The sequence below is a fragment of the uncultured Sneathiella sp. genome (assembly GCF_963973085.1).
GTDB lineage: Bacteria > Pseudomonadota > Alphaproteobacteria > Sneathiellales > Sneathiellaceae > Sneathiella.
In genome coordinates, this window is record NZ_CAXAXA010000005.1 from 128,922 (window position 1) to 154,065 (window position 25,144).

At 53.2% G+C, this 25,144-nt stretch carries 30 protein-coding genes, 2 tRNA genes and 1 riboswitch; of the genes, 22 read left to right on the forward strand and 10 right to left on the reverse strand.

Going from position 1 to position 25,144, the window contains the following annotated elements; translation table 11 throughout:
- Nucleotides 1–3 precede the first annotated feature (3 nt).
- From AACZ19_RS13555 to AACZ19_RS13590, 8 genes are all read left to right on the forward strand, one after another.
- Nucleotides 4–705: an ABC transporter ATP-binding protein gene (locus AACZ19_RS13555; RefSeq protein ID WP_339634847.1), complete on the forward strand. Its 702-nt coding sequence runs from the start codon at nt 4–6 to the stop codon at nt 703–705.
- 185 nt (nt 706–890) lie between these two features.
- On the forward strand, nt 891–1,925 hold the full coding sequence (locus tag AACZ19_RS13560; protein ID WP_339634849.1) for a GGDEF domain-containing protein: 1,035 nt from the start codon (nt 891–893) through the stop codon (nt 1,923–1,925).
- Between the two features lie 173 nt (nt 1,926–2,098).
- The gene (locus tag AACZ19_RS13565) at nt 2,099–2,881 is read left to right on the forward strand and encodes an enoyl-CoA hydratase-related protein (RefSeq protein ID WP_339634851.1); all 783 of its coding nucleotides are present in this window, start codon (nt 2,099–2,101) and stop codon (nt 2,879–2,881) included.
- A gap of 1 nt (nt 2,882) precedes the next feature.
- Nucleotides 2,883–3,347: a hydroxyphenylacetyl-CoA thioesterase PaaI gene (gene paaI / locus AACZ19_RS13570; RefSeq protein WP_339634853.1), complete on the forward strand. Its 465-nt coding sequence runs from the start codon at nt 2,883–2,885 to the stop codon at nt 3,345–3,347.
- Nucleotides 3,344–4,546: a 3-oxoadipyl-CoA thiolase gene (gene pcaF, locus AACZ19_RS13575; RefSeq protein WP_339634855.1), complete on the forward strand. Its 1,203-nt coding sequence runs from the start codon at nt 3,344–3,346 to the stop codon at nt 4,544–4,546. The genes paaI and pcaF overlap by 4 nt, the downstream gene beginning before the upstream one ends.
- A gap of 14 nt (nt 4,547–4,560) precedes the next feature.
- Nucleotides 4,561–5,859, forward strand: a complete 1,299-nt coding sequence (gene paaK / locus AACZ19_RS13580) for a phenylacetate--CoA ligase PaaK (protein ID WP_339634857.1) — start codon at nt 4,561–4,563, stop codon at nt 5,857–5,859.
- Nucleotides 5,860–5,868: 9 nt separating this feature from the next.
- Complete coding sequence (locus AACZ19_RS13585) at nt 5,869–6,567, forward strand: DUF2461 domain-containing protein (protein WP_339634859.1); 699 nt, start codon at nt 5,869–5,871, stop codon at nt 6,565–6,567.
- A 101-nt stretch (nt 6,568–6,668) separates the two neighbouring features.
- On the forward strand, nt 6,669–6,893 hold the full coding sequence (locus AACZ19_RS13590; RefSeq protein ID WP_339634861.1) for a hypothetical protein: 225 nt from the start codon (nt 6,669–6,671) through the stop codon (nt 6,891–6,893).
- Nucleotides 6,894–6,963: 70 nt separating this feature from the next.
- Here the strand turns inward: AACZ19_RS13590 and AACZ19_RS13595 are convergent, their stop codons facing one another.
- Both AACZ19_RS13595 and AACZ19_RS13600 read right to left on the reverse strand, forming a co-directional pair.
- Entirely contained in the window at nt 6,964–8,013 is a 1,050-nt protein-coding gene (locus tag AACZ19_RS13595; RefSeq protein ID WP_339634863.1) for an alcohol dehydrogenase, read from the reverse strand.
- A gap of 32 nt (nt 8,014–8,045) precedes the next feature.
- On the reverse strand, nt 8,046–9,551 hold the full coding sequence (locus tag AACZ19_RS13600) for an aldehyde dehydrogenase (RefSeq protein ID WP_339634865.1): 1,506 nt from the start codon (nt 9,549–9,551) through the stop codon (nt 8,046–8,048).
- A 196-nt stretch (nt 9,552–9,747) separates the two neighbouring features.
- Between AACZ19_RS13600 and AACZ19_RS13605 the strand changes: the two genes are divergently transcribed.
- The 3 genes from AACZ19_RS13605 (at nt 9,748) to AACZ19_RS13615 (ending at nt 11,936) form a co-directional block, all read left to right on the forward strand.
- The gene (locus AACZ19_RS13605) at nt 9,748–10,692 is read left to right on the forward strand and encodes a LysR family transcriptional regulator (protein ID WP_339634867.1); all 945 of its coding nucleotides are present in this window, start codon (nt 9,748–9,750) and stop codon (nt 10,690–10,692) included.
- Between the two features lie 171 nt (nt 10,693–10,863).
- Complete coding sequence (locus AACZ19_RS13610) at nt 10,864–11,064, forward strand: hypothetical protein (protein WP_339634869.1); 201 nt, start codon at nt 10,864–10,866, stop codon at nt 11,062–11,064.
- A 107-nt stretch (nt 11,065–11,171) separates the two neighbouring features.
- Nucleotides 11,172–11,936 (forward strand): crotonase/enoyl-CoA hydratase family protein, encoded by a 765-nt coding sequence (locus AACZ19_RS13615; RefSeq protein ID WP_339634871.1) that lies wholly within the window; start codon nt 11,172–11,174, stop codon nt 11,934–11,936.
- On the opposite strand, the gene AACZ19_RS13620 is transcribed toward AACZ19_RS13615, so the two are convergent.
- Nucleotides 11,921–12,397: an Lrp/AsnC family transcriptional regulator gene (locus AACZ19_RS13620; protein WP_339634873.1), complete on the reverse strand. Its 477-nt coding sequence runs from the start codon at nt 12,395–12,397 to the stop codon at nt 11,921–11,923. The two genes, AACZ19_RS13615 and AACZ19_RS13620, sit on opposite strands and share 16 nt — an antisense overlap.
- A gap of 142 nt (nt 12,398–12,539) precedes the next feature.
- On the opposite strand from AACZ19_RS13620, the gene ald reads away from it, so the two are divergent.
- Nucleotides 12,540–13,658: an alanine dehydrogenase gene (gene ald / locus AACZ19_RS13625; protein ID WP_339634875.1), complete on the forward strand. Its 1,119-nt coding sequence runs from the start codon at nt 12,540–12,542 to the stop codon at nt 13,656–13,658.
- Nucleotides 13,659–13,707: 49 nt separating this feature from the next.
- Here the strand turns inward: ald and AACZ19_RS13630 are convergent.
- From AACZ19_RS13630 to AACZ19_RS13655, 6 genes are all read right to left on the reverse strand, one after another.
- Nucleotides 13,708–13,784: transfer RNA gene (locus tag AACZ19_RS13630), tRNA-Arg, on the reverse strand.
- Nucleotides 13,785–13,810: 26 nt separating this feature from the next.
- The gene (locus tag AACZ19_RS13635) at nt 13,811–14,107 is read right to left on the reverse strand and encodes an ETC complex I subunit (RefSeq protein ID WP_339634877.1); all 297 of its coding nucleotides are present in this window, start codon (nt 14,105–14,107) and stop codon (nt 13,811–13,813) included.
- Between the two features lie 13 nt (nt 14,108–14,120).
- Nucleotides 14,121–14,738 carry a PA14 domain-containing protein gene (locus AACZ19_RS13640; protein ID WP_339634878.1) on the reverse strand — a complete coding sequence of 206 codons (618 nt, stop codon included), beginning with the start codon at nt 14,736–14,738 and terminating at the stop codon, nt 14,121–14,123.
- A 169-nt stretch (nt 14,739–14,907) separates the two neighbouring features.
- A tRNA-Pro gene (locus AACZ19_RS13645) sits at nt 14,908–14,984 on the reverse strand.
- A gap of 62 nt (nt 14,985–15,046) precedes the next feature.
- Nucleotides 15,047–15,478: a PaaI family thioesterase gene (locus AACZ19_RS13650; RefSeq protein WP_339634880.1), complete on the reverse strand. Its 432-nt coding sequence runs from the start codon at nt 15,476–15,478 to the stop codon at nt 15,047–15,049.
- Between the two features lie 14 nt (nt 15,479–15,492).
- Nucleotides 15,493–15,981 (reverse strand): DUF192 domain-containing protein, encoded by a 489-nt coding sequence (locus tag AACZ19_RS13655; protein ID WP_339634882.1) that lies wholly within the window; start codon nt 15,979–15,981, stop codon nt 15,493–15,495.
- A 46-nt stretch (nt 15,982–16,027) separates the two neighbouring features.
- Nucleotides 16,028–16,131, forward strand: a riboswitch (TPP riboswitch).
- Here AACZ19_RS13655 and AACZ19_RS13660 point away from each other — a divergent pair.
- From AACZ19_RS13660 to AACZ19_RS13670, 3 genes are all read left to right on the forward strand, one after another.
- Nucleotides 16,125–16,925 (forward strand): ABC transporter ATP-binding protein, encoded by an 801-nt coding sequence (locus tag AACZ19_RS13660; RefSeq protein ID WP_339634884.1) that lies wholly within the window; start codon nt 16,125–16,127, stop codon nt 16,923–16,925. It overlaps the preceding riboswitch by 7 nt.
- Nucleotides 16,922–17,716, forward strand: a complete 795-nt coding sequence (locus AACZ19_RS13665) for an ABC transporter permease (RefSeq protein WP_339634886.1) — start codon at nt 16,922–16,924, stop codon at nt 17,714–17,716. Before AACZ19_RS13660 ends, AACZ19_RS13665 begins: the two co-directional genes overlap by 4 nt.
- On the forward strand, nt 17,717–18,655 hold the full coding sequence (locus AACZ19_RS13670) for an ABC transporter substrate-binding protein (protein ID WP_339634888.1): 939 nt from the start codon (nt 17,717–17,719) through the stop codon (nt 18,653–18,655). It abuts the gene before it with no gap.
- Nucleotides 18,656–18,701: 46 nt separating this feature from the next.
- Here AACZ19_RS13670 and AACZ19_RS13675 read toward each other — a convergent pair whose 3' ends face one another.
- A complete protein-coding gene (locus tag AACZ19_RS13675; protein ID WP_339634890.1) occupies nt 18,702–19,271 on the reverse strand; it encodes a cold-shock protein in 570 nt (189 codons plus the stop codon).
- Nucleotides 19,272–19,569: 298 nt separating this feature from the next.
- On the opposite strand from AACZ19_RS13675, the gene AACZ19_RS13680 reads away from it, so the two are divergent.
- The 7 genes from AACZ19_RS13680 to AACZ19_RS13710 are packed head-to-tail and all read left to right on the forward strand — an operon-like array spanning nt 19,570 to nt 25,136.
- The gene (locus AACZ19_RS13680) at nt 19,570–20,046 is read left to right on the forward strand and encodes a Na+/H+ antiporter subunit E (RefSeq protein ID WP_339634892.1); all 477 of its coding nucleotides are present in this window, start codon (nt 19,570–19,572) and stop codon (nt 20,044–20,046) included.
- Complete coding sequence (locus AACZ19_RS13685; protein ID WP_339634894.1) at nt 20,043–20,333, forward strand: monovalent cation/H+ antiporter complex subunit F; 291 nt, start codon at nt 20,043–20,045, stop codon at nt 20,331–20,333. The genes AACZ19_RS13680 and AACZ19_RS13685 overlap by 4 nt, the downstream gene beginning before the upstream one ends.
- Nucleotides 20,333–20,671, forward strand: coding sequence for a monovalent cation/H(+) antiporter subunit G (mnhG, locus tag AACZ19_RS13690; protein WP_339634896.1), 339 nt, complete (start codon nt 20,333–20,335; stop codon nt 20,669–20,671). Before AACZ19_RS13685 ends, mnhG begins: the two co-directional genes overlap by 1 nt.
- 51 nt (nt 20,672–20,722) lie before the next feature.
- Nucleotides 20,723–21,763, forward strand: coding sequence for a DUF4040 domain-containing protein (locus AACZ19_RS13695; protein ID WP_339635112.1), 1,041 nt, complete (start codon nt 20,723–20,725; stop codon nt 21,761–21,763).
- Nucleotides 21,763–22,128, forward strand: coding sequence for a cation:proton antiporter subunit C (locus AACZ19_RS13700; RefSeq protein WP_339634898.1), 366 nt, complete (start codon nt 21,763–21,765; stop codon nt 22,126–22,128). The genes AACZ19_RS13695 and AACZ19_RS13700 overlap by 1 nt, the downstream gene beginning before the upstream one ends.
- A 1-nt stretch (nt 22,129) precedes the next feature.
- Nucleotides 22,130–23,626 (forward strand): monovalent cation/H+ antiporter subunit D family protein, encoded by a 1,497-nt coding sequence (locus AACZ19_RS13705; protein ID WP_339634900.1) that lies wholly within the window; start codon nt 22,130–22,132, stop codon nt 23,624–23,626.
- A 4-nt stretch (nt 23,627–23,630) separates the two neighbouring features.
- Nucleotides 23,631–25,136 (forward strand): monovalent cation/H+ antiporter subunit D family protein, encoded by a 1,506-nt coding sequence (locus tag AACZ19_RS13710; RefSeq protein WP_339634902.1) that lies wholly within the window; start codon nt 23,631–23,633, stop codon nt 25,134–25,136.
- The last annotated feature ends 8 nt before the right edge of the window (nt 25,137–25,144 follow it).

A 25,144-nucleotide genomic window follows, 5' to 3' on the forward strand; every position in this document is an offset into this window, starting at 1 on the left:
GCCATGCTCGAAGTAAATGCCATCAACAGCTTTTACGGACAAAGCCAGGTTCTGTTCGATATGTCGCTGGCTGTGAAGGAAGGAGAAGTCGTCACCCTGATGGGCCGAAACGGCATGGGAAAAACAACAACGATCCGCTCAATTATGGGTCTTACACCCGCGCGCAGTGGTGTCATAAAGTTCCGAGGCAAGGATATAACCTCCCTTTCACCTTACCGTATCGCCCGAATGGGTATCGGGGTGGTCCCCGAAGGCCGGATGATATCGCCCAATCTGAATGTTGAAGAAAATCTGATAGCAACGGCGCATGCTGGCCCTTCCGGCAATAGCCGTTGGACACTGGAGACAATCTGGACACTTTTCCCCAAACTTCAGGAACGCAAGCATAGCATGGGAAGCCAGCTTTCCGGCGGAGAACAGCAAATGCTAGCCGTCGCCCGCGCACTGATGACCAACCCGGATATTCTCCTGCTTGATGAAGCGACGGAGGGGCTTGCACCACTCATTCGCCAGGAAATCTGGCAATGCCTCGTCAGCTTAAAAAAGGAAGGGCAAGCTATCTTGGTCATCGACAAGAATATCCGCGCCCTCGCCGACATCGCAGATCGCCACTATATCATTGAGAAAGGCTCTATCGTCTGGGAAGGTTCGAGCCAGGCATTACTCGAAAGTGAGGAAGTAAAGCATAATTATCTAGGCGTATAGTAATACATGTATTAATAGAATAATTAAACAATAATTACAATTATTTGTAAGATAATTCCCTAATAATATCAACAGTTCTCATTTTCCACAATTTTTTACCATTTCATGGACTTTGTATACTGACAAACCCGCATTTGCACAGTACAGTCTCGGAAAAATTTCGTTATTGGGGGATGATAAAATTGTTGCCGATAGATGATTTTGAAAAAGTCCGCGTCAATGCCAGAAAAGCAATGGCGCTGATGGAAGAAAGAGGGATCCGACAAACTCCTCATAATTATGCCATCTGGTATGAGTATATACAGGAATCCAATCCGGATCTAACGCGGGCTGTTAATGAACTAATTACCAAACACGGAAAGTATACAGACAAAATCGGCCTTGACCTTTATGCACAATTTTTCACTCGTGAAAAAGAAGGCAGAGCGGTCCAGGAAACGAGCCGGTTGGTTCAAAAATCCATGGAAGAAATGTTGGGTAATCTCAACGAAAGCTCTGCCAACTATTCTTCGTATGGGGAAAACCTGAATAGCTTTGCTGAAAAAGTTGAAGAGTTGAGCGGAGCAGAACTGCAAGGTATCATCGACGAGATTGTCAGCCAGACTAATTCCATGTCCGGCAATACAATCAGCTTACAACAGGGCATCGACAGTGCGTCCCGCGAAATAGCGGACCTGAAAAGACGGCTGCAATTTGTTCAGCAGGAAGCCCACACCGATTCCCTTACCGGAATTCCCAATCGCAAAAGTTTCGATATGGAACTTGCGAAGAAAGTAAGTGAAGCACAAGAAAAAGAAGCAAACCTGTGCCTGATCATGGCCGACATTGACCACTTCAAGGATTTCAATGACACACATGGTCACACCTTCGGAGATCAGGTGATAAAACTGGTCGCGAGCACATTGGCGAAGGGAATAGACGGTAGCGCTGTCGCCGCGAGATATGGAGGTGAAGAATTTAGCGTCATTCTTCCTAACACTGAATTGTCTGAAGCCGTCAATATTGCAAATGACCTGCGAATGGCAATTTCCGCGAAGAAGCTCATCAAGCGCTCCACCAAGAAGGAAGTTGGTAAAATCACAATGTCACTTGGTGTAACAGCATATGCAAATCGAGAGAATGTGATGACATTTATCAACCGAGCGGATCAGGCTCTGTATTCTGCGAAAAAATCGGGTCGCAATTGTGTGAAACACGCTGAGCCAGCGCTCTCGCGCTAAAATATAGGCTCTATTCCTTCTCGTCCTTTCCGCCGGATTTCTGCTTAACGTTCAAGCTCTTCTTCACGCCACCTCTGAATATAGAAGAAAAATCCTGTTATCCCCCTGATTATTCGATTAATCTCTGGCAAACAAGCTTTCGGAAAACCAACAAACAAGAAAGTACGGGAACCATGACCTACGCTACGATTAAGTTCGATGTCCAGGATGGAGTCGCGAAAATCACGCTGAACCGGCCGGACAAGCTGAATTCTTTCAGCGACGAAATGCATGAGGAATTGCGCTCGATTATGCCGGTATTGAAGGGCGATGACGTTCGCGCCGTCCTGATCACCGGCGAAGGCCGGGCCTTTGGCGCAGGCGCCGATCTATCTTCAAGCAGCGCGTCGGGCGGGGCTCTGGATGCTGGAGAAACACTGGAGAAAAACTATAATCCACTGATCCTCTTTGTCCGGGCGCTTGACAAACCTGTTATTGCCGCGGTCAATGGTATCGCGGCCGGGGCCAGCATGAGCCTGGCCCTCGCCTGCGACATTGTGCTCGCCGCCAAGTCCGCCTATTTTCTTCAGGCCTTTTGCCATATCGGTCTCGTACCCGATGCCGGCAGCACTTATTTTCTGCCGCGCCTCGTGGGATCGGGTAAGGCCATGGGCCTCGCCATGCTAGGGGACAAACTCCCGGCCGAAGACGCCGAAAAGATGGGGTTGATCTGGAAAAGCTATCCGGACGACGGGCTGATGCCCGCAGCAGAGGAGCTCGCAAAACGCTTAGCCTCCGGGCCGACCGCGGGGTATACGCTGATCAAGAAGGCCATGAACGAGAGTCTTGGCAACGATCTTGAAACGCAGCTGGCGGTCGAGCGGGATTTCCAGCAGAAGGCAAGCCAGACAGAAGACTTCATCGAGGGCGTTTCCGCGTTCCTTGGCAAACGGAAAGCCAACTTCAAGGGCCGCTGACATGCCGGAGAACGAAAGGCTGAGCCCGCAGGATATTGCCAGAACCGTCGGTGAAACGATGTACCGCAAGGACATAGCGGCACAGCATCTCGGCATTGCGCTGAAAGACATCAGCCCCGGACGCGCCATAATGACCATGCGCGTCGCCGATTTTATGCTGAACGGGCATAAAATATGCCATGGCGGCTATGTCTTCACCCTCGCGGATACGGCCTTTGCCTATGCCTGCAATGCCTATAACCAGAATACCGTGGCACAAGGTGCACAGATTAATTTCCTTAAGGCTGTTGGGCCCGATACCCTGCTCACCGCAAGCGCAATAGAAAAAAGCCGGACGGGCCGCACCGGCCTTTACGATATCTCCGTTACGGACGAGGAAGGTCAAACCGTCGCCCTGTTTCGGGGCAATTCCCACACGATCAAGGGACAGATGATCCCGGGTCTCAATGAGAAAGAAGAAAAATGAAAAACGCCTATATTTGTGATGCAGTCAGAACCCCGATCGGCCGATATGGCGGCAGCTTGTCCGCCATTCGCCCGGATGACCTTGGCGCCATTCCGATCAAGGCCCTGATGGAACGCAATCCATCCGTCAACTGGGAAAAGGTTGATGATGTGATGTTTGGCAACGCCAACCAGGCTGGAGAGGATAACCGCAATGTTGCCCGTATGAGTGCCCTTCTCGCCGGCCTGCCCGAAAGTGTTGGCGGCGCCACGATCAACCGGCTTTGTGGCTCCGGCATGGACGCGACAGCGTCTATCGCGCGACAGATTATGACCGGGGAAGCCAATCTCGGCATTTCCGGCGGCGTCGAAAGCATGAGCCGGGCACCGTTCGTCATGGGTAAGGCGACGACGCCTTTCTCTCGCAATGCCGAGATTTTTGACACCACAATTGGCTGGCGCTTCGTCAACAAGAAGATGAAGGACCAGTACGGCATCGATTCCATGCCCGAAACGGCGGAGAATGTGGCGGAGGACTATCAGGTCCGCCGCGAAGATCAGGATCTTTTCGCCCTGCGCAGCCAGGAGAAGGCCGCTGCGGCGCAAGCCAATGGTTCCTTCAATGACGAGATTATTCCTGTCTCCATTCCGCAGCGCAAGGGCGATCCGATCATTGTGAATAAAGACGAGCATCCACGGGCAACCACTATTGAAAAGCTTGCCGCGTTGAAAGCTCCGTTCCGGGCGGGCGGATCTGTCACTGCCGGAAATGCCTCCGGAGTGAATGATGGCGCTTGCGCCATCCTGCTCGCTTCCGATGATGCGATCGAGGAATATGGCCTGACCGCCAAGGCCCGCATTTTGGGGGCCGCCACAGCCGGTGTTCCGCCAAGGATCATGGGGATCGGCCCCGCACCTGCCAGCCAGAAGCTGCTCGCCCGGTTGGGTCTTACAATGGGCGACATGGATGTTATCGAACTCAACGAAGCCTTCGCCGCGCAGGGCCTTGCTGTCATGCGTGAATTGGGCCTGAAGGATGATGATCCGCGTGTCAATCCGCTTGGCGGGGCAATTGCGCTTGGTCATCCACTCGGTATGTCCGGTGCGCGTCTGCTCACAACGGCCATGTATCAGCTTCACCGCACCGGCGGGCGCTACGCGCTCTGCACCATGTGCATCGGTGTCGGCCAGGGGATCGCCACGGTTATCGAACGCGTATAACGAATGAGGGAGACATGCGTCTGACCCCACCGTCAAGGGAAGAACTTGATCCGATCGAGATTGCCAGCCGGGATGAAATTTTGGCCCTGCAACTCGATCGTCTCAAATGGAGTTTGTCGCATGCCTACCGGAATGTTCCGCTTTTTCGGGAACGGTTTGATGCCGCCGGTGTTCAACCCGATGATCTAAAATCTCTGGAGGATCTCGCGAAGTTTCCCTTCTGCAAAAAGCAGGACCTTCGCGATAATTATCCCTTCGGCATGTTTGCTGTACCAAAAGCAGATATCGTCAGACTTCACGCCTCCTCCGGGACAACTGGCCGGGCAACGGTCGTCGGCTATACGCAGGGCGATATTGATAACTGGTCAAACCTTGTCGCCCGCTCCATCCGCGCGAGTGGCGGACGACGTGAACATACTGTCCATGTCACCTATGGTTATGGTCTCTTTACCGGTGGCCTTGGCGCGCATTACGGAGCTGAGCGGCTTGGTTGTACTGTTGTTCCCATGTCGGGTGGACAGACAGAGCGTCAGGTTCAGATCATAAATGACTTCGGCGCGGACATTATCATGGTCACCCCGTCCTATATGATGGCTATTGCAGAGGAGTTCGAACGGGAGGGGCTTGATCCGCGAAAGTCACCATTAAAGGCCGGGATATTCGGAGCTGAGCCTTGGAGCGAGGCCATGCGCAACGAGATCGAGGAACGTTTCGATATTGACGCCCTCGATATCTATGGCCTTTCAGAAGTGATGGGGCCCGGCGTTGCCAATGAATGTATCGAGACCAAGGACGGTCCTGTTATCTGGGAGGATCATTTTTATCCTGAAATTATCGATCCGGAAACGGGCAAGGTTTTGCCCGACGGCGAGAAAGGCGAGCTTGTCTTTACCACACTCACAAAGGAAGCCTTCCCGGTTATCCGCTATCGTACAGGCGATCTCACCCGCCTGCTTCCCGGCACCGCCCGCAGCATGCGCCGCATTGAGAAAATCACGGGGCGTACAGATGACATGCTGATCATTCGCGGCGTCAACCTCTTCCCGTCGCAAGTCGAGGAGCTGGTGGTTCAGACAGACGGGCTGTCCGCTCATTATGTTCTTGAAATCCGGCGGGAAAGCGCCCTCGACACCCTCACCGTGCGCGTTGAACATACGCTGTCCGGCTCATCGGATCAGACCGCAGCCGATAATCTGCAGCAACGGATAAAAAGTATCCTTGGGGTAACCGCAACCATCGATATCTGCGCGCCGTGCTCTATCGAGCGCTCCCTTGGCAAGGCAAAGCGGGTGATCGACCTAAGGAAAGCATAGAGTTTGACGATGGCCACAAATTTCCCCGGGTTTCCCAAAGACCTCCTGCGATTTTATGCCGAATTAATTGAAAATAACAATCGGGAATGGTTCACGAAAAACAAACAGCGATATAAGGATGTAGTCGTCTATCCCATGTGTGATTTCATCGAGGCCATGGCACCGCGACTTGAGGCAATCGCGCCCATGTATATTGCCGATGCCCGTCCGCATGGTGGCTCGATGTTCCGTATCTACCGCGATGTCCGCTTCTCCCGTGATCCAAAGCCGTACAAGGAGCATCTCGCCTGCCAGTTTCGCCATCAGGCCGGTCGCGACGCCCATGCACCAGGCTATTATGTGCATATCGCACTGGATGGTGTCCGCTTTGGTGGCGGGATATATCTGCCACCTGCTCCGGCTCTTAGAGCAATTCGCCGGGCGATCGATGAAAATTCGAAAAAATGGCAAGCTGTGAAAGCAGACCCCGACTTTCAGGATACATTTGACGGCATCTGGGGCGATAGCCTGAAACGTGCTCCAAAAGGGTTCTCGCCGGATCATCCGGAAATCGAGGATCTGAAACGCAAGACTCTCTTCATCACTAAGCCGCTCAGTTCCGTTGAGCGTATCACACAGCCTGATTTCATTGAAGAAGTGGATGATGCTTTTCAAAAAGCTACGCCCTTCATGCGCTTCCTCACCAATGCGGTAGAACTCCCTTTTTAGAAAATCCGCACGCGCGTCTTCCGACCTTAACCTTCCTTTAAGAGTATTTTCCTAAAATTAGCGGCATATTGGAAAGTTGGCTTCGCGCAAGGATAGACGCCATGATGAACACAATTGAATTGCACCCGGACACGACGGTGGATTTATACAGTACGGCCCATAACCTGATCATCCATCAGGGAGAAAATGCCATCGATATGCTCCATGCCGAAGCGCAAACCTTGCGCGAGAATTGCGAGGCCGAGGAAGATCTCTATGCCTGCATCGAACTCATCCGCGTCGTCAGCGAACTGATCGACATGGAGATAGCCGGTCCTATTCACTGAAAATTTACGGCAAAGACACAAAAAAAGGCGGCACTTAAAATGCCGCCTTTTTTTAATGCACTATCAAAGCCTAGCTTTGCAGAACAACGCGGCCGACGACTTTCCCGGCACGCAAATCCTCAAGCGTGTTATAGGCTTCTTTCATGGGACGCGGAACAATGGTGAGTTCGTTGAGTTTTCCGGCCTTTGCGAGTTCCATCAACTCCCGCATTTCCTGAAGGTTGCCGACATAGCTTCCTTCGACCGACATTGCCTTGATCGGGAACATCGGAAGCGGCATGGAGAAGCTGCCGCCAAACAACCCGACAATTACAAGCTTTCCCCCTTTCGCAAGAACCTTGGCGCCGAAGGCCGCACTGCTTTCCGCGCCTACAAAATCGATGGTGGCATTCACACCGCCACCTGTCGTACCCATGAAGCTTTTAAAGGCTGCCGGATCGGATGGATCGATTGCCGCAATCGCCCCTGCCTGCAATCCAGCCTCGCGTTTTGCCGGATCGATATCCGCGACATAAATTTCGGCATCAGTCACGGATTCTGCAATTGCCATCGCCGCAAGACCAACACCGCCCGCGCCCATAATCAACAGTTTCCCGCCGTCGGTGCGGGATTTCACCTTGTTCAGCGCGCTATAGGCCGTCAGACCCGAACATGTATAGGTGCAGGCCAGTTCCTTGGGCAGGGACCCGTAGTCGAGGAGATAACGCGCATGCGGTACGATCAGGGTATCGGAATACCCGCCGGCCACGTCAATACCGAGTTGGCACGGACGGTTACAGAGCTGTTCCTCACCCGAAGCACAGGTCGCGCATTCTCCGCACCCGATCCACGGATAGACAACGCGCTTGTCACCGACTTTAACGTCCGTCACATTCTCGCCGACTGCCGTTACCGTGCCGACAATTTCATGGCCAAGCGTAAAGGGAAGCTCCCGCCCCCCCTTGATGTTAAGCTGCTTGCCATTGCCGAGATCAAAATGCCCTTCCCAGATATGAATATCACTATGGCAGACGCCACAGGCAGTGACATCCATGAGGACCTGATCCCCCGTCGCGACCGGAGCGTCGCCGGTGTTTTCCACCAGCGGCGCCCCGTATTCTTCAAACTGATAACTCTTCATTTTTTCCTCCCAGATTTCTTGAAACTCAGCGATCAGGCGATATTGATCCAGGTTGTTTTCAACTGAGTGTATTTTTCAAGAGCATGAAGAGAGCGGTCCCGGCCATTGCCCGACTGCTTGTAACCGCCGAACGGCGTTGACATATCGACGTCGTCATAGGTATTGACCCAGACTGTCCCGGCCCGGAGTGCCTGAGCCAGCTGATGCGCCTTCGAGATATCCCGTGTCCAGACGGAAGCCGCCAGCCCGTATATCGTGTCGTTGGCAATCTTGATGCCCTCTTCCATATCCTTGAAGGTGATCGTGCTGACAACCGGACCGAAGATTTCCTCTCTCGCAATGGTCATATCGTTCGACACATTATCGAAAATCGTCGGCTCGATATAAAAACCGCCCGTGTCCTGCATGACCTGATTGCCGCCATAATGCAGTTTTGCCCCTTCTTCCTGGCCCTTGCCGATATAGCCCATGACGCGCTCTGTCTGGGTTTTATCGACCATGGCGCCGACAATTGTCTTGGCATCCAGCGGATCGCCCGGCTGCAGGGTTTTCGCAACATTCGAGATTTTCTCGATCAGTTCGTCCTTTACACTGTCCTGCACAACAATGCGGGAGGCCGCAGTGCAAACTTCACCCTGGTTAAAGAAGACGCCCATGGCAATTTTCTTGGCGGCAAGATCAAGGTCCGCGTCGCCCATAACCAGACTCGGGCTCTTACCACCGCATTCGAGGCCAATGGCTTTCAGGTTGCTTTCCCCTGAATAGCGCATGAACATCTTGCCAACCTCGGTCGAGCCGGTGAACGCAAGCGCATCCACGTCCATGTGCCGGCCAAGAGCCTGACCGGCTGTTTCGCCAAAGCCGGGAAGGACGTTGAAGACACCTTCGGGGATGCCAGCTTCAATCGCCAGTTCCGCAATCCGCAGCGCTGTCAACGGAGACTGTTCTGCCGGTTTTAGGATCACGCTGTTGCCTGCTGCCAATGCCGGAGCAAATTTCCACGCCCCCATCAGCAATGGGAAATTCCATGGAACCACACAGGCGACAACACCAATCGGCTCCCGCGTGATCAGCGCGAGGGACCGGCGGCGATCAGTTGGTGCGATTTCATCATAAACCTTGTCAATCGCCTCGGCATACCAGGAAATACTGCCCGCAGATCCCGGTATATCTACGGCGCCTGCCCATTTAACGGGTTTCCCCATGTCGAGACATTCCAGCAACGCCAGTTCGTCCTTGTTCTTCATGATCAGACCGGCAAATTTCTGCAGGACCGCCTTGCGTTTGGCGGGCGCGGCGCGGGACCAGGCGCCGGAATCAAAGGCGGCGCGCGCCGCGGTCACGGCACGGTTTACGTCCTCAACATCACAGGAAGCGACTTGGGTCAGAACACGGCCATCAAGCGGGCTGATACAGTCGAATGTTTTGCCGGATGCGGCATCGACATACTGGCCATTGATGAATGCCTTGTTCCGGATCGAAATTTCGCCTTCAAGCTTTTGCCAATCTTCACGTGTAGGAGCGGGTGCTGCGGACATACTTATTTCCTCTTTTATCTTATTGATGTCAGACATTATTTTTTCTTGTGGTGAGAATAACGAAAGCCCCCCTATCGTGAAAGCCTTTGTTTGCCGCGCTGCGAAAAAATATTTTCCGGCGGCGGCCTGACAGCCATTCATCATTCATATATAAATACTTCTTACTGAAATCATATGAACTTGATAGGCAATTTTTATGGTTCCCGGAAATATCAACCTCACCCAACTCCAGACTTTTCTTTGGGTCTCTTCTTTGCGCAGTTTTCGTAAAACGGCCGAGAAAATGAATACGACACAACCTGCAATATCCTCCCGGATTGCCCGGTTGGAGGAAACGCTCGGTGTCCGCCTGTTCGAGCGGGACACAGGTTTCATTCATCTAACCGCCAAGGGGCTTGAGCTTCTCCCATATGCAGAGAAACTTCTCAGGACATCTGCCATGCTGGTCGACAAGATCAGCCATGACGAGGATTTTGTCGGCATACTGCGTCTCGGATTCTCAGAAGCAATTGTCCATACGTTCCTGCCTGAATTCCTGTCTGGCCTGCATCAAAAGTTTCCGGCAATCGAGATTGACCTTGTTGTTGACACGACACCCAACTTGCGAAAAGAACTGATCGAGCGCGCAATCGACTTTGCCTTGCTGATGGGGCCGGTGACGGATTTCCAGATTGAAAATCACGACCTGATCGAGTTTGACGTTATCTGGGCTGCAGCCCCCTCACTCCAGATTGAAACAGATCGCCAGCTTTCCCTTGACGAACTGGCCGCCTCTCCTCTCATCACCTATGCGCGGAATACGCGGCCCTATGCAGAATTATCGCGACAACTCCGAAAAAATACGGAATTGCCCACCCGTATTTATTCTTCAAGCTCACTCGCAGCTATTCATAGGATGGCTCTTGACGGTGTCGGCATTGCAAACCTTCCGCGACAGATGATTCAGGCTGATATTGTAAATGGCCGCCTACAGGAAATTCAGTGCGTCTGGCACCCTCCCAGCCTTAAATTCACGGCATCCTACCCGACAGAACCCTATAATCCCGTGACCGAGAAAATTGTCCAGCACGCATTGGATGTTACCCGGGATTACCGGAAACAGATGGAAAGCTCGGCTTCTCTCGTTGCGCCGGAAAAATGACGGAAATCGAGGTAATAAACGGCGTAAATATGATATTGTTGCAGTTTAAACTTGCCTAATGTTACAGTGTCATGACGAACGATTAGCACTGTCGCCGGTCAGGGATGTTTTCGTCATTAGCTCCCTGACGAAAATGGGCACAAGCCCGAGAGTAAAAGTTAGAGCGAGATAATGAGTACCTACGTTTTTTCCGTTTACAATACAGAAGCGCGTAACGCGCTCGACAACAATCAGGAACATCCCCATATTTCAATGCGCTGGGCCACTCCATGCCGCTTTGCTGTCGAAGCGGAAAACCCGCAGAAGGCGGAGACCTGCATTAAGGAGAAATACCCCCGCGAAGAGGGGTTTGTGACCAAACGTCTGAACTGATCTTTGCGAAGATCCGATGGCGGTATACGGGGGCGTATATAACCGTCACCTCGGGTTGGTCTGCTCAAATGCATCTCTTTAAACGCTCTCAAATGAAAGCGAAACCCATGACAAACAAACAAAAAATAATAACCGAATCAAAGGGACCCGTTACAACGATTATCGTCAATCGGCCTGAAGTCCGGAACGCGCTCGATCAGGAATCGATGGAACTCCTCTCAACCGCCTTTCGCGCTTTCGAGGCGGATGATAGCCAGCGCGTCGCTGTCATCACCGGGGCGGGCGGTGCTTTTTGCTCAGGTGCGGACCTGAAAGAAGCCGCGAACCGGATCGATTACAAGGCCTGGGCTGGTCATCAGGACGGACCGTTTCACAAGCCGCTTTCAAAGCCGCTGATTGGCGCCATTGCCGGTCATGCCTGCGCCGGCGGCATGGGACTTGCCCTTTACTGCGATATCCGGATCGCCGAGGAAACGGCGGTGTTCGGTATTTTCTGCCGTCGCTGGGGTGTCCCGATGAGCGATGGAACCACCGTTCGCCTGCCGCGCGTCATCGGCATGGGCCGGGCACTTGACATGATGCTGACCGGGCGACCGGTTCCCGCAGACGAGGCCCTGTCCATGGGGTTGGTCACACGCGTCGTCCCGAATGGCACAGCGCTAGCCGCCGCAGAAGAACTCGCCCTGCAAATTGCGGACTTTCCACAAATTGCCATGCTGTCAGACCGGGAAAGCGTTTACATGCAGGAAGGCAAAACCGACGCGGAAGCCATTCAGTTCGAAATGATGGCCGCGGAGGAAGCGAAACAGAGGGAAGCAAAGGCCGGCGCGGCCCGCTTTGCCGCCGGCGAGGGTCGTCACGGCGCTTTCTGATAGTTTCCAAAGACCGGGTACCCTTTCCAGGGTTTGATCGCCCGCAAGGCAAAGATTGACCGCATGCTTGCCACATGGGGCAGCTTTGCCAGGCAGTTCCTGTGGATGCGGTCATAGTCTCGCACATCGCTCGCCGTTACGCGCATGATATAATCTGCGTTCCCCGTTGTCAGATGACACTCCAGTATCTCGTCATAGGTCATTACCGCTTTTTCAAAAAAATCAAGTGTCTCCTGACTTTGCGATGTCAGTGAAATCTCGACAAAAACGTCAACTTCCAGACCGAGCGAGCGCTTGTCCAGCCGCGCCATGTAACCGTCAATAACGGCAGCATCCTCCAACAATTTGATGCGGCGATGACAGGCAGACAGAGAGAGATTTACCCGCTCCGCGATTTCCGAAATAGGCTGGCTTGAGTCACGCTGCAACTCCAACAAAATTTGACGATCAAAGCTATCCATTGGAATATTTCCCAATAATTATCATCTAATCAGGAATTTATACTAAAATTCCGCACAAACAAAATATTTTTCGGAAAAAATTTCACGCAAAAGCTGTATAATATTATCATTCAAAATTGATCTGTCTGGGGGAGAGAACAGCATGATCGTCGGAACACCCAAGGAAATCAAAAATCACGAATACCGTGTCGGATTGACACCGGAAAGCGCCGGGGAACTGACTGCCCGTGGGCATGAAGTTCTGGTGGAAACAAATGCGGGCCGTGATATCGGCGCACTGAACGAGGATTATGAGGCCGTTGGCGCCAAAATTGTCGGGACGGCAGAGGAAATTTTTGGCCGCTCCGAAATGGTCGTCAAGGTAAAGGAGCCCCAGGCGGTTGAGCGAGCCATGCTGCGCGAAGGCCAGATTCTCTATACATATCTCCACCTTGCGCCGGATCCGGAACAAACCCACGATCTGATCAAATCAGGTGCCGTCTGCATCGCCTACGAGACGGTAACGGATAATTCTGGCGGCCTCCCGCTTTTGAAACCAATGAGTCAAGTGGCCGGCCGCATGTCGGTTCAGGCTGGAGCTGCGGCGCTTGAAAAAGCCCATGGAGGACGTGGCGTTCTCCTTGGTGGCGTGCCCGGAGTTGCGCCCGGCAAGGTTGTGATTATCGGCGGCGGCGTTGTCGGATTTAATGCGGCGCAGATGGCAATTGGCCTACATGCTGACGTCACAATCCTTGATCGCAACCCGGTAACCCTGGAGCGACTCGAAAACCATTTCGAATCCTCCGCCAAGGTGATTTATTCGACAAATGCCCTTCTGGAGCGACTGGTGATGGAGGCCGATCTGGTGATCGGCGCCGTGCTCATTCCGGGTGCCGCCGCGCCGAAGCTCGTGACCCGAGAAATGCTCTCCACCATGCAGGAAGGTGCCGTCATTGTCGATGTGGCGATTGATCAGGGAGGATGCTTCGAAACCTCCAAGGCGACGACTCACGCGGACCCGACTTATGTGGTTGATGGGGTTGTTCACTACTGCGTCGCCAATATGCCCGGCGGTGTCGCCCGAACCTCCACCTACGCGTTGAATAACGTCACCCTGCCCCATGCCCTGCGCATTGCGGACAAAGGCTGGAAACAGGCACTGCGGGATGACCGGCATCTCGCGAATGGCCTGAATGTATGGAATGGCCTAATCACCTGTGAACCCGTCTCCCGCGATCTGGGGCTCGATTATACACCTATAGATAATGCATTGAAGGGCTGACAGGTATCAAATATGTTATGCCCGACCACAACCGGTCGGGCAAAAAAATTGGTGACCCCGGCACGACTCGAACGTGCGACCTATTGATTAGAAGTCAATTGCTCTATCCAGCTGAGCTACGGGGCCGTTATTCTGCGAAACTCGATCTGATGCTAGCCGCGAACCCGTGTATAGGCGAAGTTTTCCGCATAGGCCTTCAAATGAAGGCGGCGCTTCTTGGGCTCAAAAACCGTATAGGGAATGTTGTTCGACTCGCAAAAGGCAATGGCACTTTCCTTATCGTCAAAATCGACCGTCACCTGGGCGTTCATGTCCCTTGACCCGGTCCAGCCCATCAACGGCTCAATATATCTTGCTTCGGAGGGCGCATATTCAAGCCGCCAGTGCTTTGTGCCCTTGCGACCCGACTGCATGGCGTTCTTTGCCGGTTGGAAAATTCTCGCCTTCATTGTCATCTCTCTGTTACTCTCCAGTATGACTGAAGACCTCGGCAGGCACATAGTCCAGCTCGCCAAAGCCCGGCGCTTCCCAGTAAAGCTCCAATGTCGCAGTGTTCTTTTTCTCGAAATACTTGATATGGACCGGATACCAGCCCGGCTCTGAAATCTCAACAATTATTTCATCAGAAAAGCGGTCGGCATGCACGTCCGGGTCTTCATAGATCAGCTTGTCTCCGATGGATACCCAGACTCCGTCATTTGAATGCACCATAAAAACATAGCGACCGGGCTGTTCCATCTTGATAAAGCCCTTGATGATCGCACCGACCATATCATTACTGTTCGCTGTCAAAACATTACCATTGCCAACCTGATAATTTAGCATTGGGATAGGCTCTCCCGGCTTGCCATCCATATAGCCCATATTCTCTTCAAGCTCTTTGATACTGTCGACCTTCACACCGTAATAGGTCACCGCCAGGCCAGGCTTGAGATCGGCGGCATCCGGCTGTGGCGAAGCGGGCTTGAGACCAGTAAATGTATCCGCCTGGGCGATAGCAGGTGCAATCAAAAGGCCCAGTAGGAAAACCGAGAAACGTGCCTGTCTCTTAAAGACCTTATATATGACACTTTCTTTCATTGACCCGTCACCTCCATCCAAAAAATATCTTTATAATATTCTAATGAAAATTTACGTGACGGCAACGGAAAGCGCAACAATCCAGAATTCTTCATAGAATCGTCATGTATATTCTGGCCCGGCGCAATAAAAAAACCCTGCAAATCATTGATTCACAGGGTTTTCAATATGGTCGGGGCGGCAAGATTCGAACTTGCGACCTCTCGCTCCCAAAGCGAGCGCACTACCAGGCTGTGCTACGCCCCGTTCGGTGAAAGGATCATCTATACTAACAAAGCCCGGCTCGCAAGTCAGAATTAAGAATTTTTCTAAGCGCCCACATGAACATAGTGGAATATGGCATCGGCTTTGAATATTGCTTTGCCACGGGCCCTCAACTCACCGCGGACAAAGACGACCGTCCGCGTGCTTCGAATCACCTCAACATCGGATTCCACCCAGTCCCCTTCCCGCGCCGGCGAAAGGAATTCGGAGTTCATCTTGATAGTCACACAACGTCGACCGGTTTCATGAACGACGGATGCCGCCAGCGCGGAATCCGCAAATGTCATCATCATCCCCCCATGCACTACCTTGATACTGTTGAGATGACGTTCTTCAACCCGAAAAGCCCGGATCAGCTTGCCCTCGCCAGTAATCTTCTCATAGAAAGGGCCGTTTGCTTGTGTGAACGGTGCCTTTCTTTCAACAATTTCAAAGCCATCTGGGACAGGGTGGGTTCCGGGTGTTTTCTTGTTCATTGTTTTTCCGGCGGTTACTGATTTTCAAAAATGGGATGATACAGAACATCCCCGACCTGAACAGAATTTTCTTTCGCAAATCCCCCGTTCAACTCAAGCACCGCCCGGGCAGTGCCGTCAAAGGTGACAATATCCAGGGAATGAGGGATTGCGCCATTCTTGATGTATAGAATTTTTCCGGCCGCATCCACAAAGAACATATCTAGCGGAATCTCTGTATTTTTCATCCACATCGTAATTTTCCGGGTTTTCCCGAAGTCAAAAAGCATTCCCTGCATTGGCGGCAAGGCATGACGATGCATCAGCCCTTTACTCCGTTCCTCGGCATCATCCGCAACTTCAACATCCAGGAGAATGCTTCGCTCGGAGGTTTTCAGGACGAGTCTTTCGCTCTGGCTGAGCGTCTGTGCGTAAAGCATCGACCCCGCCGCAAAAAACAGCAATGAAATCAATCCTGTCAGCACGGATATAAAACCGATACGCGAACTGATGAATGATGCCATTCGGCCGAATAATCCCTTGTCTGCGAACGTATTTTCTTTATAGTGAGGCTTCCTCGGGGGGAGCCATGTTGGCTGAGAGGTTCCGATACGCGGAACGACCCCGAACCTGATCAGGTTAATACCTGCGTAGGAACGAGAGGTCAATGGAACCGGAACGCCCAGACAATTTCTCTATGCCGAAGCCGATGAATAACCCATCGGAAGGTCCGTCACCTGTCGGCATAATGCTGAATCTCGACTGCCTCGAATTTGACGGGCAGTTGATCCTCGGCAATCTCGACCTGACGCTGAAGCCTGGCCGGATCACCTGTCTGCTGGGACCGAGTGGTGTCGGCAAAAGCAGTATCCTCAAAATTCTCGCCGGCTTTATCCCACTGCCAGGGGAAAGCCGTATAACGGTCAGTGATAGTGGCTCGCTCGCGGGCCGATTATCCTATATGGATCAGCAAGACCTACTCCTGCCCTGGGCGACGGTCTTGGATAATCTGTTGATTGGAGGGCGGCTGCGGGGTGAAACCCCAGATATTGACCGTGCCCGCGCTCTCCTCGACCACGTCGGGCTTGCGGACCGGCAGGATGCCCTTCCCTCCACTCTCTCCGGCGGCATGCGCCAGCGCGTCGCCCTCGCCAGGACATTAATGGAAGGGGCGCCGATTGTCCTGATGGATGAGCCTTTTTCCGCGCTCGACGCCATTACGAAATTCCGTCTTCAGGATCTGGCAGCGGAAATGCTGACCGGCAAGACGGTCTTGCTTATTACTCATGATCCGCTGGAGGCCCTGCGGCTTGGACATAACATTCATGTTCTTTCGGGCAACCCTGCCACTCTCTCTCCCCCGCTGATTCCTGAGGGCCGCATTCCACGCGATCCAACAGACGACGTTCTGAAACATCATTACTCCGATATTATGGCGCGGCTGGCCGCTTCGGGACAGCAGCCATGAAGATTTTCCGTATCCTGATAACAATAGCCGGGTTGTTTCTCCTCTGGGGAGCGATAGCCGCTCTTCTTGATCTGCCGAAGTTCATACTCCCCTCACCACTGATCGTGATGGAAGCGCTCTTAAATCATGCTGGACTAATTGCAGAGAATGCGCTCACTACGGCCTCCGAAATTCTTTTGGGCCTTGTTCTCGGTGTTATGTTCGGGATGATATCGGCTCTCATGATTTCCGCTTATCAACCTGTAAAACAATGGGTTTTCCCACTTCTAATCGCGAGCCAGGCGATTCCCGTCTTCGCGATCGCACCGCTGCTCGTGCTTTGGTTGGGGTATGGCATTGCCCCAAAAGTGGTCATGAGCCTGCTTATCATCTATTTCCCGGTGACCGTCGGGTTTCTGGATGGCCTTAACCGGACGGAGCCTGCATGGCTGAACCTCGCCGCTCTTTTGCAGCAATCAGGCCGCAAGGGTCGTCTTGGGAACCTTATCCGCCTCTATCGCTATATCAAGATCCCCTACGCTCTTCCCTCCCTCGCGTCGGGCATCCGGGTCGCCGCCGCCATAGCCCCGATCGGGGCCGTGGTTGGCGAGTGGGTTGGCGCCTCTTCCGGCCTCGGCTACCTGATGCTCCATGCCAACGCCCGTGTACAGACAGACCTGATGTTCGCCAGCCTGCTGGTCCTGACCCTCATGGCGCTTCTCCTCTATTACCTGATCGATCATAGCCTCCGGCGCGCCTTGCCCTGGCTTTCGGATCAGGACGACACTGCCCCCCAAAAACGGAGTTTGTAAATGAAACGACTATTTCTTTCCCTATTGCTCGTTCTCGCGATCCAGAGCACAACGGTCAGCGCCGCGGAAAAGCTGACTTTGCTACTGGACTGGTTCGTCAACCCGGATCATGCCCCCCTGATTGTCGCCGATGAAAAGGGAATCTTCAAAAAGCATGGACTTGATGTCGAGATGATTGCCCCGGCTGATCCGAATGATCCACCAAAACTGGTCGCGGCCGGCAAGGCGGACCTGGCGATCTCCTATCAGCCCCAACTTCATATGCAAGTGGCGGAAGGATTGCCTCTCAAGCGGATTGCCACACTGGTGGCTACCCCCCTCAACAGCCTCGTGGTTCTTAAAGACGGCCCTATAGCGACCCTTGCCGACCTCAAAGGGAAAAAGATCGGCTATTCCATTGGTGGATTTGAAACGGCGCTGCTTAAAGCCATGCTGGAACCGCATGGCATCTCCCTGTCAGACCTGACCCTCATCAATGTGAATTTCTCACTCTCCCCCAGCCTCCTGTCCGGACAGGTGGATGCCGTCATCGGCGCCTTTCGAAACTTCGAGTTAAACCAGATGGATATTGAAGGATATCCGGGACGGGCCTTCTATCCCGAGGAAGAGGGCGTGCCAGCCTATGACGAGCTTATCGTTGTCGCCAATTCAGCAAAACTGAATGATCCAAGGTTGATCCCGTTTGTCGAGGCATTGGAGGAAGCGACGCAATATCTCATCAATCACCCGGAGGAAAGCTGGAAGTTGTTCATCAAGAATCATAAAGAACTTGATGACGAGCTAAATCGGCGGGCCTGGAGCGCGACGATTCCCCGCTTCGCATTGCGCCCCGCGGCTCTCGATATAGGTCGATACGACCGTTTCGCAAAATTCATGAAAAAACAGGGCCTGATCGAGACGATCAAGCCTGTAGAAGACTATGCCACTGCCCTGCAATAGGCGGTGAATGAAAGGAAGAAGAAGCGATTCTCGTCCGGAATAGAAATTATTCCGGACGCTGAATTTCTGCGACTTGCGGTCCCTTTTCGCTATCGCCGATCCGCACATTCATCCTCTGGCCAGCCTGAACGGGCAACGCCCCTTCACGGCGCAAAGTCTCCATATGGACAAAAATATCCTGCGTGCCGTCCCCACGGGTCAGGAAGCCATACCCCTTAACCGGATCGAACCATTTTACTTCAACTTCGACAAAATCGCCCTGCGGCTGCACCGCAGGATGGTTGGTGACGTTGTTCTTTTCCGGCACTCGCGGCTCGAAAGGAACTGCCGTCGACGTGTCAATATCGAGAACCTTGATTGCCTGAAGCCCTTTCGAGCGACGCACGACAATACAGGTTACGCTTACACCTTCCGCCACATACTCATGACCGGCCTCGCGCAGACAAGAAAGATGGAGAAAAATATCGCCCGGTTCGTTATTTGGCGTCAAAAAACCAAAACCCTTGACCGTGTTGAACCATTTAACACGGCCTGTCATTTCAAAGGTTGCTTCCGGGGACTCGATCGATTTTGTCTCTTCCTGCTTACTCCGTAATTGTTCAATTTTGGCTGTCATATATTACTCCCGAACTTGGCGGACGTCCTGTATCGTCTCGCCAGAGGAAGAGTTTAACACATTTTTAAGGAAACTTTCAATATTCGAATTGGTTGAGTATTTGATGCAGGTTACGGGTAACATGGTATGGCAAAAGAAGTATTTGGCATCATGATAAATCGGCCGCAGCAGTTTATCGCATGGTTGATGCTTGCAGCAGGGAAAAACCCATGGCATATACGGAGAAAGAGTCAGGGATCAGCCGCAAATTTTGTTCCCTTTAATTTTAACAGATGCCGACGACAGGGATTGCAGGACTTTGTTAAAAACCCTCAGTTTGTTTCTCGTGCTAATGGCGGTCTGGCTATTGCTGTCGGGGATATATACACCGCTTATCATCGGATTTGGCGTCGCCTCTTGCCTTTTGTCCGCTCTTATCGCCTATCGCATGGATGTCGTGGATCACGAAGGGCATCCTCTCCATCTGGGGCCCCGCATCATCACCTATTGGGGATGGCTGTTCATCGAGATTTTCAAGGCAAATGTTGATGTGGCGAAATGCGTCCTCTTCCCGCGCAAATATTTACGGCCCAGCATATTCACCGTAACCGCCAGCCAGAAATCTGACCTCGGCCGGGTGATTTATGCAAACTCAATCACGCTGACACCGGGCACGGTGACGGTGGATCTCGATGGCGACCAGGTCATGGTTCATTCCATGACGGAGGTTTCCGCAGCCGGGATCAAAAGCGGAGACATGGACCGCCGGGTCACCACGGTAATGGAGGAAGCATGACGATTTACGCCATTGCTGCAATTGCCATCCTTGTCAGCATTGCCCTTGCGCTTACCCGCGCGATTATTGGCCCGACCTCATACGACCGCATCCTTTCCGTCAATGCTATCGGGACCAAAACAGTCCTGCTAATTGGCGTTATGGGGTTTCTGGGAGGGCGGCCTGATTTCCTTGACCTTGCTCTGGTTTACGCCCTGGTCAATTTCATCGGCACATTGGCCGTGCTGAAATATTTCAAGTTTGGCACCTTGCGCGGCACCCTCTCTAAACCGAGGGATAACACATAATGGAACTGGCCCTCGATATCGCCACATGGATTTTAATTCTGGCGGGGAGTGTCCTGCTCCTGATCACCGGATATGGCCTGCTGCGCCTGCCGGATCTCTATACCCGCATTCATGCCGGTGGCATGGCCGATACGCTTGCGACATTTTTGATATTCATCGGCCTCGCCCTGCAAAGCGGGTTTTCATTGATTACTGTCAAGCTCCTGCTGATCATCGTTTTTGTCTTCTTCACAAGCCCGACTTCATCCTACGCGCTTGCGCAGGCCAGTTTTGTCGCGGGTTTGAAGCCGAAACTGGATGGCTTCGGTCCAAAGGAGAAGACAGATGACGAAACATAATCAATCACAGAAGTCCGAGAGGGGGACAAGACCATCGCTGCCTTTGTAGATATTTTCCTGATGCTGTTGCTGATTGCAGGAACAATGACGGTCCTGATGGTGCGCAACCTCTTTGTCGCGACGATGCTGCTCGGGATCGTAAGCTTTACGATGGCGCTGATTTTTATCAGTCTTGATGCCGTGGATGTCGCCTTTACCGAAGCGGCCGTCGGCGCCGGAATCAGCACCGTTCTCTATATCGGCACCCTCGCCCTTGTCGGATCGCAGGAGAAGGAACGCCCGAAACTCGCTTTGGGCCCCCTCGTCATCTGTGTTGTGGTCGGTGCCGTACTGTATTACGCGACTTATGAAATGCCCGAGTTTGGCCATCCGGAAAACCCGGTGCAGACACACGTCGCTCCCCGCTATGTTCAGGAAAGCCCGACGGAAATCGGCATCCCGAATATGGTGACCTCCGTTCTCGCAAGCTATCGCGGTTATGATACATTTGGCGAAGTCACCGTGATTTTTACAGCCGGGATCGGCGTTCTCTTAATCCTGCGCCAGCGCCGCCGCAAACGCATCGATGCTGAAAAAGACGCAAAGGACATCCCTCTGGACAGAAACCGCGATGGCAAGGGTAGTAGCCTGAGCGGACTTGGCAGCAACCATGACCTGGTGCCCCACGTCATCGCCAAACTATTGATTCCTTTCATCTTTGTTTTTGCTTTATATGTGCAGTTTCATGGTGACTTTGGACCCGGTGGCGGTTTTCAGGCGGGTGTAATCTTCGCGGCAGCAATCATACTTTACGCCCTTGTCTTTAGCCTGGATCTGGCGCGGGCGGTCATCAATGAAAAAGCCATTCTATTCCTGATTTCCGCAGGTGTGGTTCTCTATGGCGGTGTCGGAATTGTGAGTATGCTGCTCGGCGGCAATTTCCTTGATTATAATGTGCTTTCCTCCGATCCGGTCGCCGGTCAGCATATCGGCATCCTGCTGGTAGAGCTTGGTGTCGGCATCACTGTAACGGCGGCCATGCTGGCCATTTTCTACGCTTTCGTCGGTCGTGCGGACCTGATTGAAGAAGCCGCGCAGCAGGGAGAAGACTGATGTCCTTTGGTTTCTTCAACTACTGGGTTTTTATCATTCTGTTGATGATCGGCCTCTATACGGTAATGAGCCGTAGTAATCTCGTTAAAAAGATGATTGGCCTGTCCCTCTTCCAGATTTCCGTGTTTCTCTTTTATATCAGCATGGGCAAGATAACCGGCGGCACCGCGCCAATTGTTGTCAGCGGCCCCCTTGATACGGCGGAGCCTATCTATTCAAATCCGCTGCCCCATGTATTGATCCTGACCGCCATCGTTGTTGGTATCGCGACCACGGCTCTCGGCCTTTCGCTGGTAGTCCGTATCAAGGAATCATTTGGCACAATCGAAGAAGACGACATCCTCGACATGGAGGATGGAGCCTAAAATGATATCGCTGAGTTCCCAGTTTCCAATTCTGGTCGCCCTCGCGCCGTTGATGGCCGCACCCTTCTGCGCGCTTTTTCGCGGCAATACGCTGCCCTGGGCCCTGACAACGATCATCAGCGCATTCAGCTTCTATGTCAGCCTGTCATTACTGTTTTCCGTTACCACATCCGGTCCCATTTCCTATGAACTGGGCGGATGGGCGCCGCCATGGGGGATTGAGTACGTCGTTGATCCGCTTAGCGGCTTCATGCTTGTTCTGATCAGTGGAATCAGTACAGGTGTCCTGCTCTTTGCGCGTGAGAGCATTACAAAGGAAGTGCCCGCCCATCAGCTTGGCCTGTTCTTTGCCGCCTACCTGCTCTCGCTTACCGGCATGCTCGGTATTTGCATCACCGGCGATGCCTTTAATATCTTCGTCTTTCTGGAAATTATGTCCCTGTCCTCCTATGCGCTCATCGCGATGGGAGAGAGAACAGACCGGCGGGCGCTGACCGCCGCTTTCCAGTATCTGATCCTCGGCACCGTTGGCGCGACATTCTACCTGATTGGCGTCGGCCTCATCTATATGATGACCGGAACCCTGAATATTGCGGATATCGCGACGCGCTTTCCCGAGATTGAGGGAACGCGGCCCATTCTCGCCGCTGTCGGATTTATCGTTATCGGGATTGGCATCAAGCTTGCGCTTTTCCCTCTGCATGTGTGGCTACCCAACAGCTATACCTATGCGCCCAATATTGTGACGGCCTTCTTTGCAGGCACGGCAACGAAGGTGTCGGTTTATCTCCTGATCCGCTTCATTTTTACCGTCTTCGGCCCCGACTACAGCTTTGCCGGGCTGGGACTGACGGACATCCTGATGCCGCTTGCAATACTGGCATTCCTCTCGATGTCAGCGGTCGCAATTTACCAGACGAATCTCAAGCGCTTGCTGGCCTATTCGAGTGTGGCCCAGCTCGGGTACATGGTTCTCGGTATCGCATTGGCGAGTGAGTCGGGCCTGACAGCCTCAGTCGTGCATATTTTCAACCATGCGATTGTCAAGACGGGCCTCTTCCTCTCAGTCGGATGCATGTTTTATGTCATCGGTTCGACTTACCTCAAGGATTTGCATGGGATTGGCAGGCGCATGCCGGTGACGACATTCGGCTTTGCACTGGGCGGCCTTGGGTTGATCGGCGTCCCGCTCACACCCGGCTTTATCAGTAAATGGTATCTGGTCGTAGCTGTTCTCGAAAAAGGCTCATATTTCGGATATGCCCTTGTTGCCGCGCTGATGGTGTCGAGCCTGCTGGCGGTGATCTATATCTGGCGTGTGGTGGAAGTCGCGTATTTCCGCCCGCCGCCGGAGGGTACCGAAACGAAGGAGGCGCCGCTCTCCCTGATCATCCCGACATGGATTTTCATCCTCGGAAGCTTCTACTTCGGTATCGAAACCAGTTTCAACGTCGGCTTTGCCAAGGCCGTTTCGAGTTTCCTGATGGGGGGCGCATAAGATCATGTTCACCCTTGAAACCCACGTTATTCTGGCTCTCATCATTCCGCTTCTCGGCGCGATCGGGATTGCGATCGCCGCTTCCGCGCCCAATATCCGTGAAACCGTCACGCTGGTCACCTCGGTTCTGCTCTGCCTCAACGTTTTCAGCATACTGCCCGGCGTCATGAATGGTGTGGAACCGGTCGTGGTTCTGGTCCAGTTACTGCCGGAGATCGGCCTGACCCTCAAGGTCGAGCCGCTCGGGATGACGTTCGCGGCTGTCGCGTCTTCCCTCTGGATCATCAATTCGATCTATTCGATCGGTTATATGCGCGGCAATAACGAACCCCGCCAGACCGGTTTCTACGTCTGTTTCGCCATCGCCATTGCCGCAACTATGGGCGTTGCATTTTCTGGTAACCTCCTCACGTTATTCGTTTTTTACGAAGTCCTGACGCTGTCGACCTATCCGCTGGTCACCCATAAGCAAAATGCTGAAGCACTGAAAGGCGGCCGTATCTATCTCGGCATTCTGATCGGCACCTCAATCGGGCTTTTCCTGCCCGCGATTATCTGGACATGGACACTCACCGGCACGGTGGATTTCGTGAAGGGCGGTATTCTTGACGGCCATGCCAGCGCCGGGGTCACAGGTGTCCTGCTATTCCTCTTTATGTATGGTATCGGCAAGGCGGCGCTGATGCCGATCCACCGCTGGCTTCCGGCCGCGATGGTTGCGCCGACGCCGGTCAGCGCGCTCCTTCATGCTGTGGCGGTCGTGAAGGCGGGCGTCTTCGCGGTGCTCAAAGTCGTCATCTATATCTTCGGGATTGATTTTCTGAGCCAAACCGGTGCGGCGGAGTGGCTTACATGGGTCGCCGCCTATACGCTTATCGCGGCCTCGGTGGTCGCACTCACCAAGGATAACCTTAAAGCCCGGCTCGCCTATTCGACAATCAGTCAGCTTGCCTATGTAGTACTCGGCGCCTCCATGGCGACCTCCATGGCGGTGGCGGGTGGCGCGCTTCAGATTGTCATGCATGCGTTTGGCAAGATCACCCTCTTCTTCTGCGCCGGTGCGATCTATACCGCTGTGCATAAAACGGAAATCAGCGATATGCGTGGGCTCGGCCGGCAGATGCCGATTACCTTTATCGCCTTCCTGATCGGTTCGCTTAGCATCATCGGACTGCCGCCCCTTGGCGGTAGCTGGAGCAAGTTCTATCTGATGCTCGGCGCGGCAGAAGCGGACGAGATATATCTTATGATCGTACTGCTGGTCAGCTCGCTCCTCAATATCGCCTATCTGCTGCCGATCGTCGCGCGGGGCTTTTTCTATCCACCGCTCGGCCAAAGCGATCCTCAGACACCCGTCGGATACGAAAAATCCGATTTCTCATGGCGGAACATACAGGAAGCGCCGTTCTTTTGCGTGCTGCCGCCTGTCTTGACCGCCATCGCCTGCGTGATACTTTTCTTCCTTGCGGATCCGATCATGACACTGATCGAACCGATTTTGACGCCATAGGGACTGGA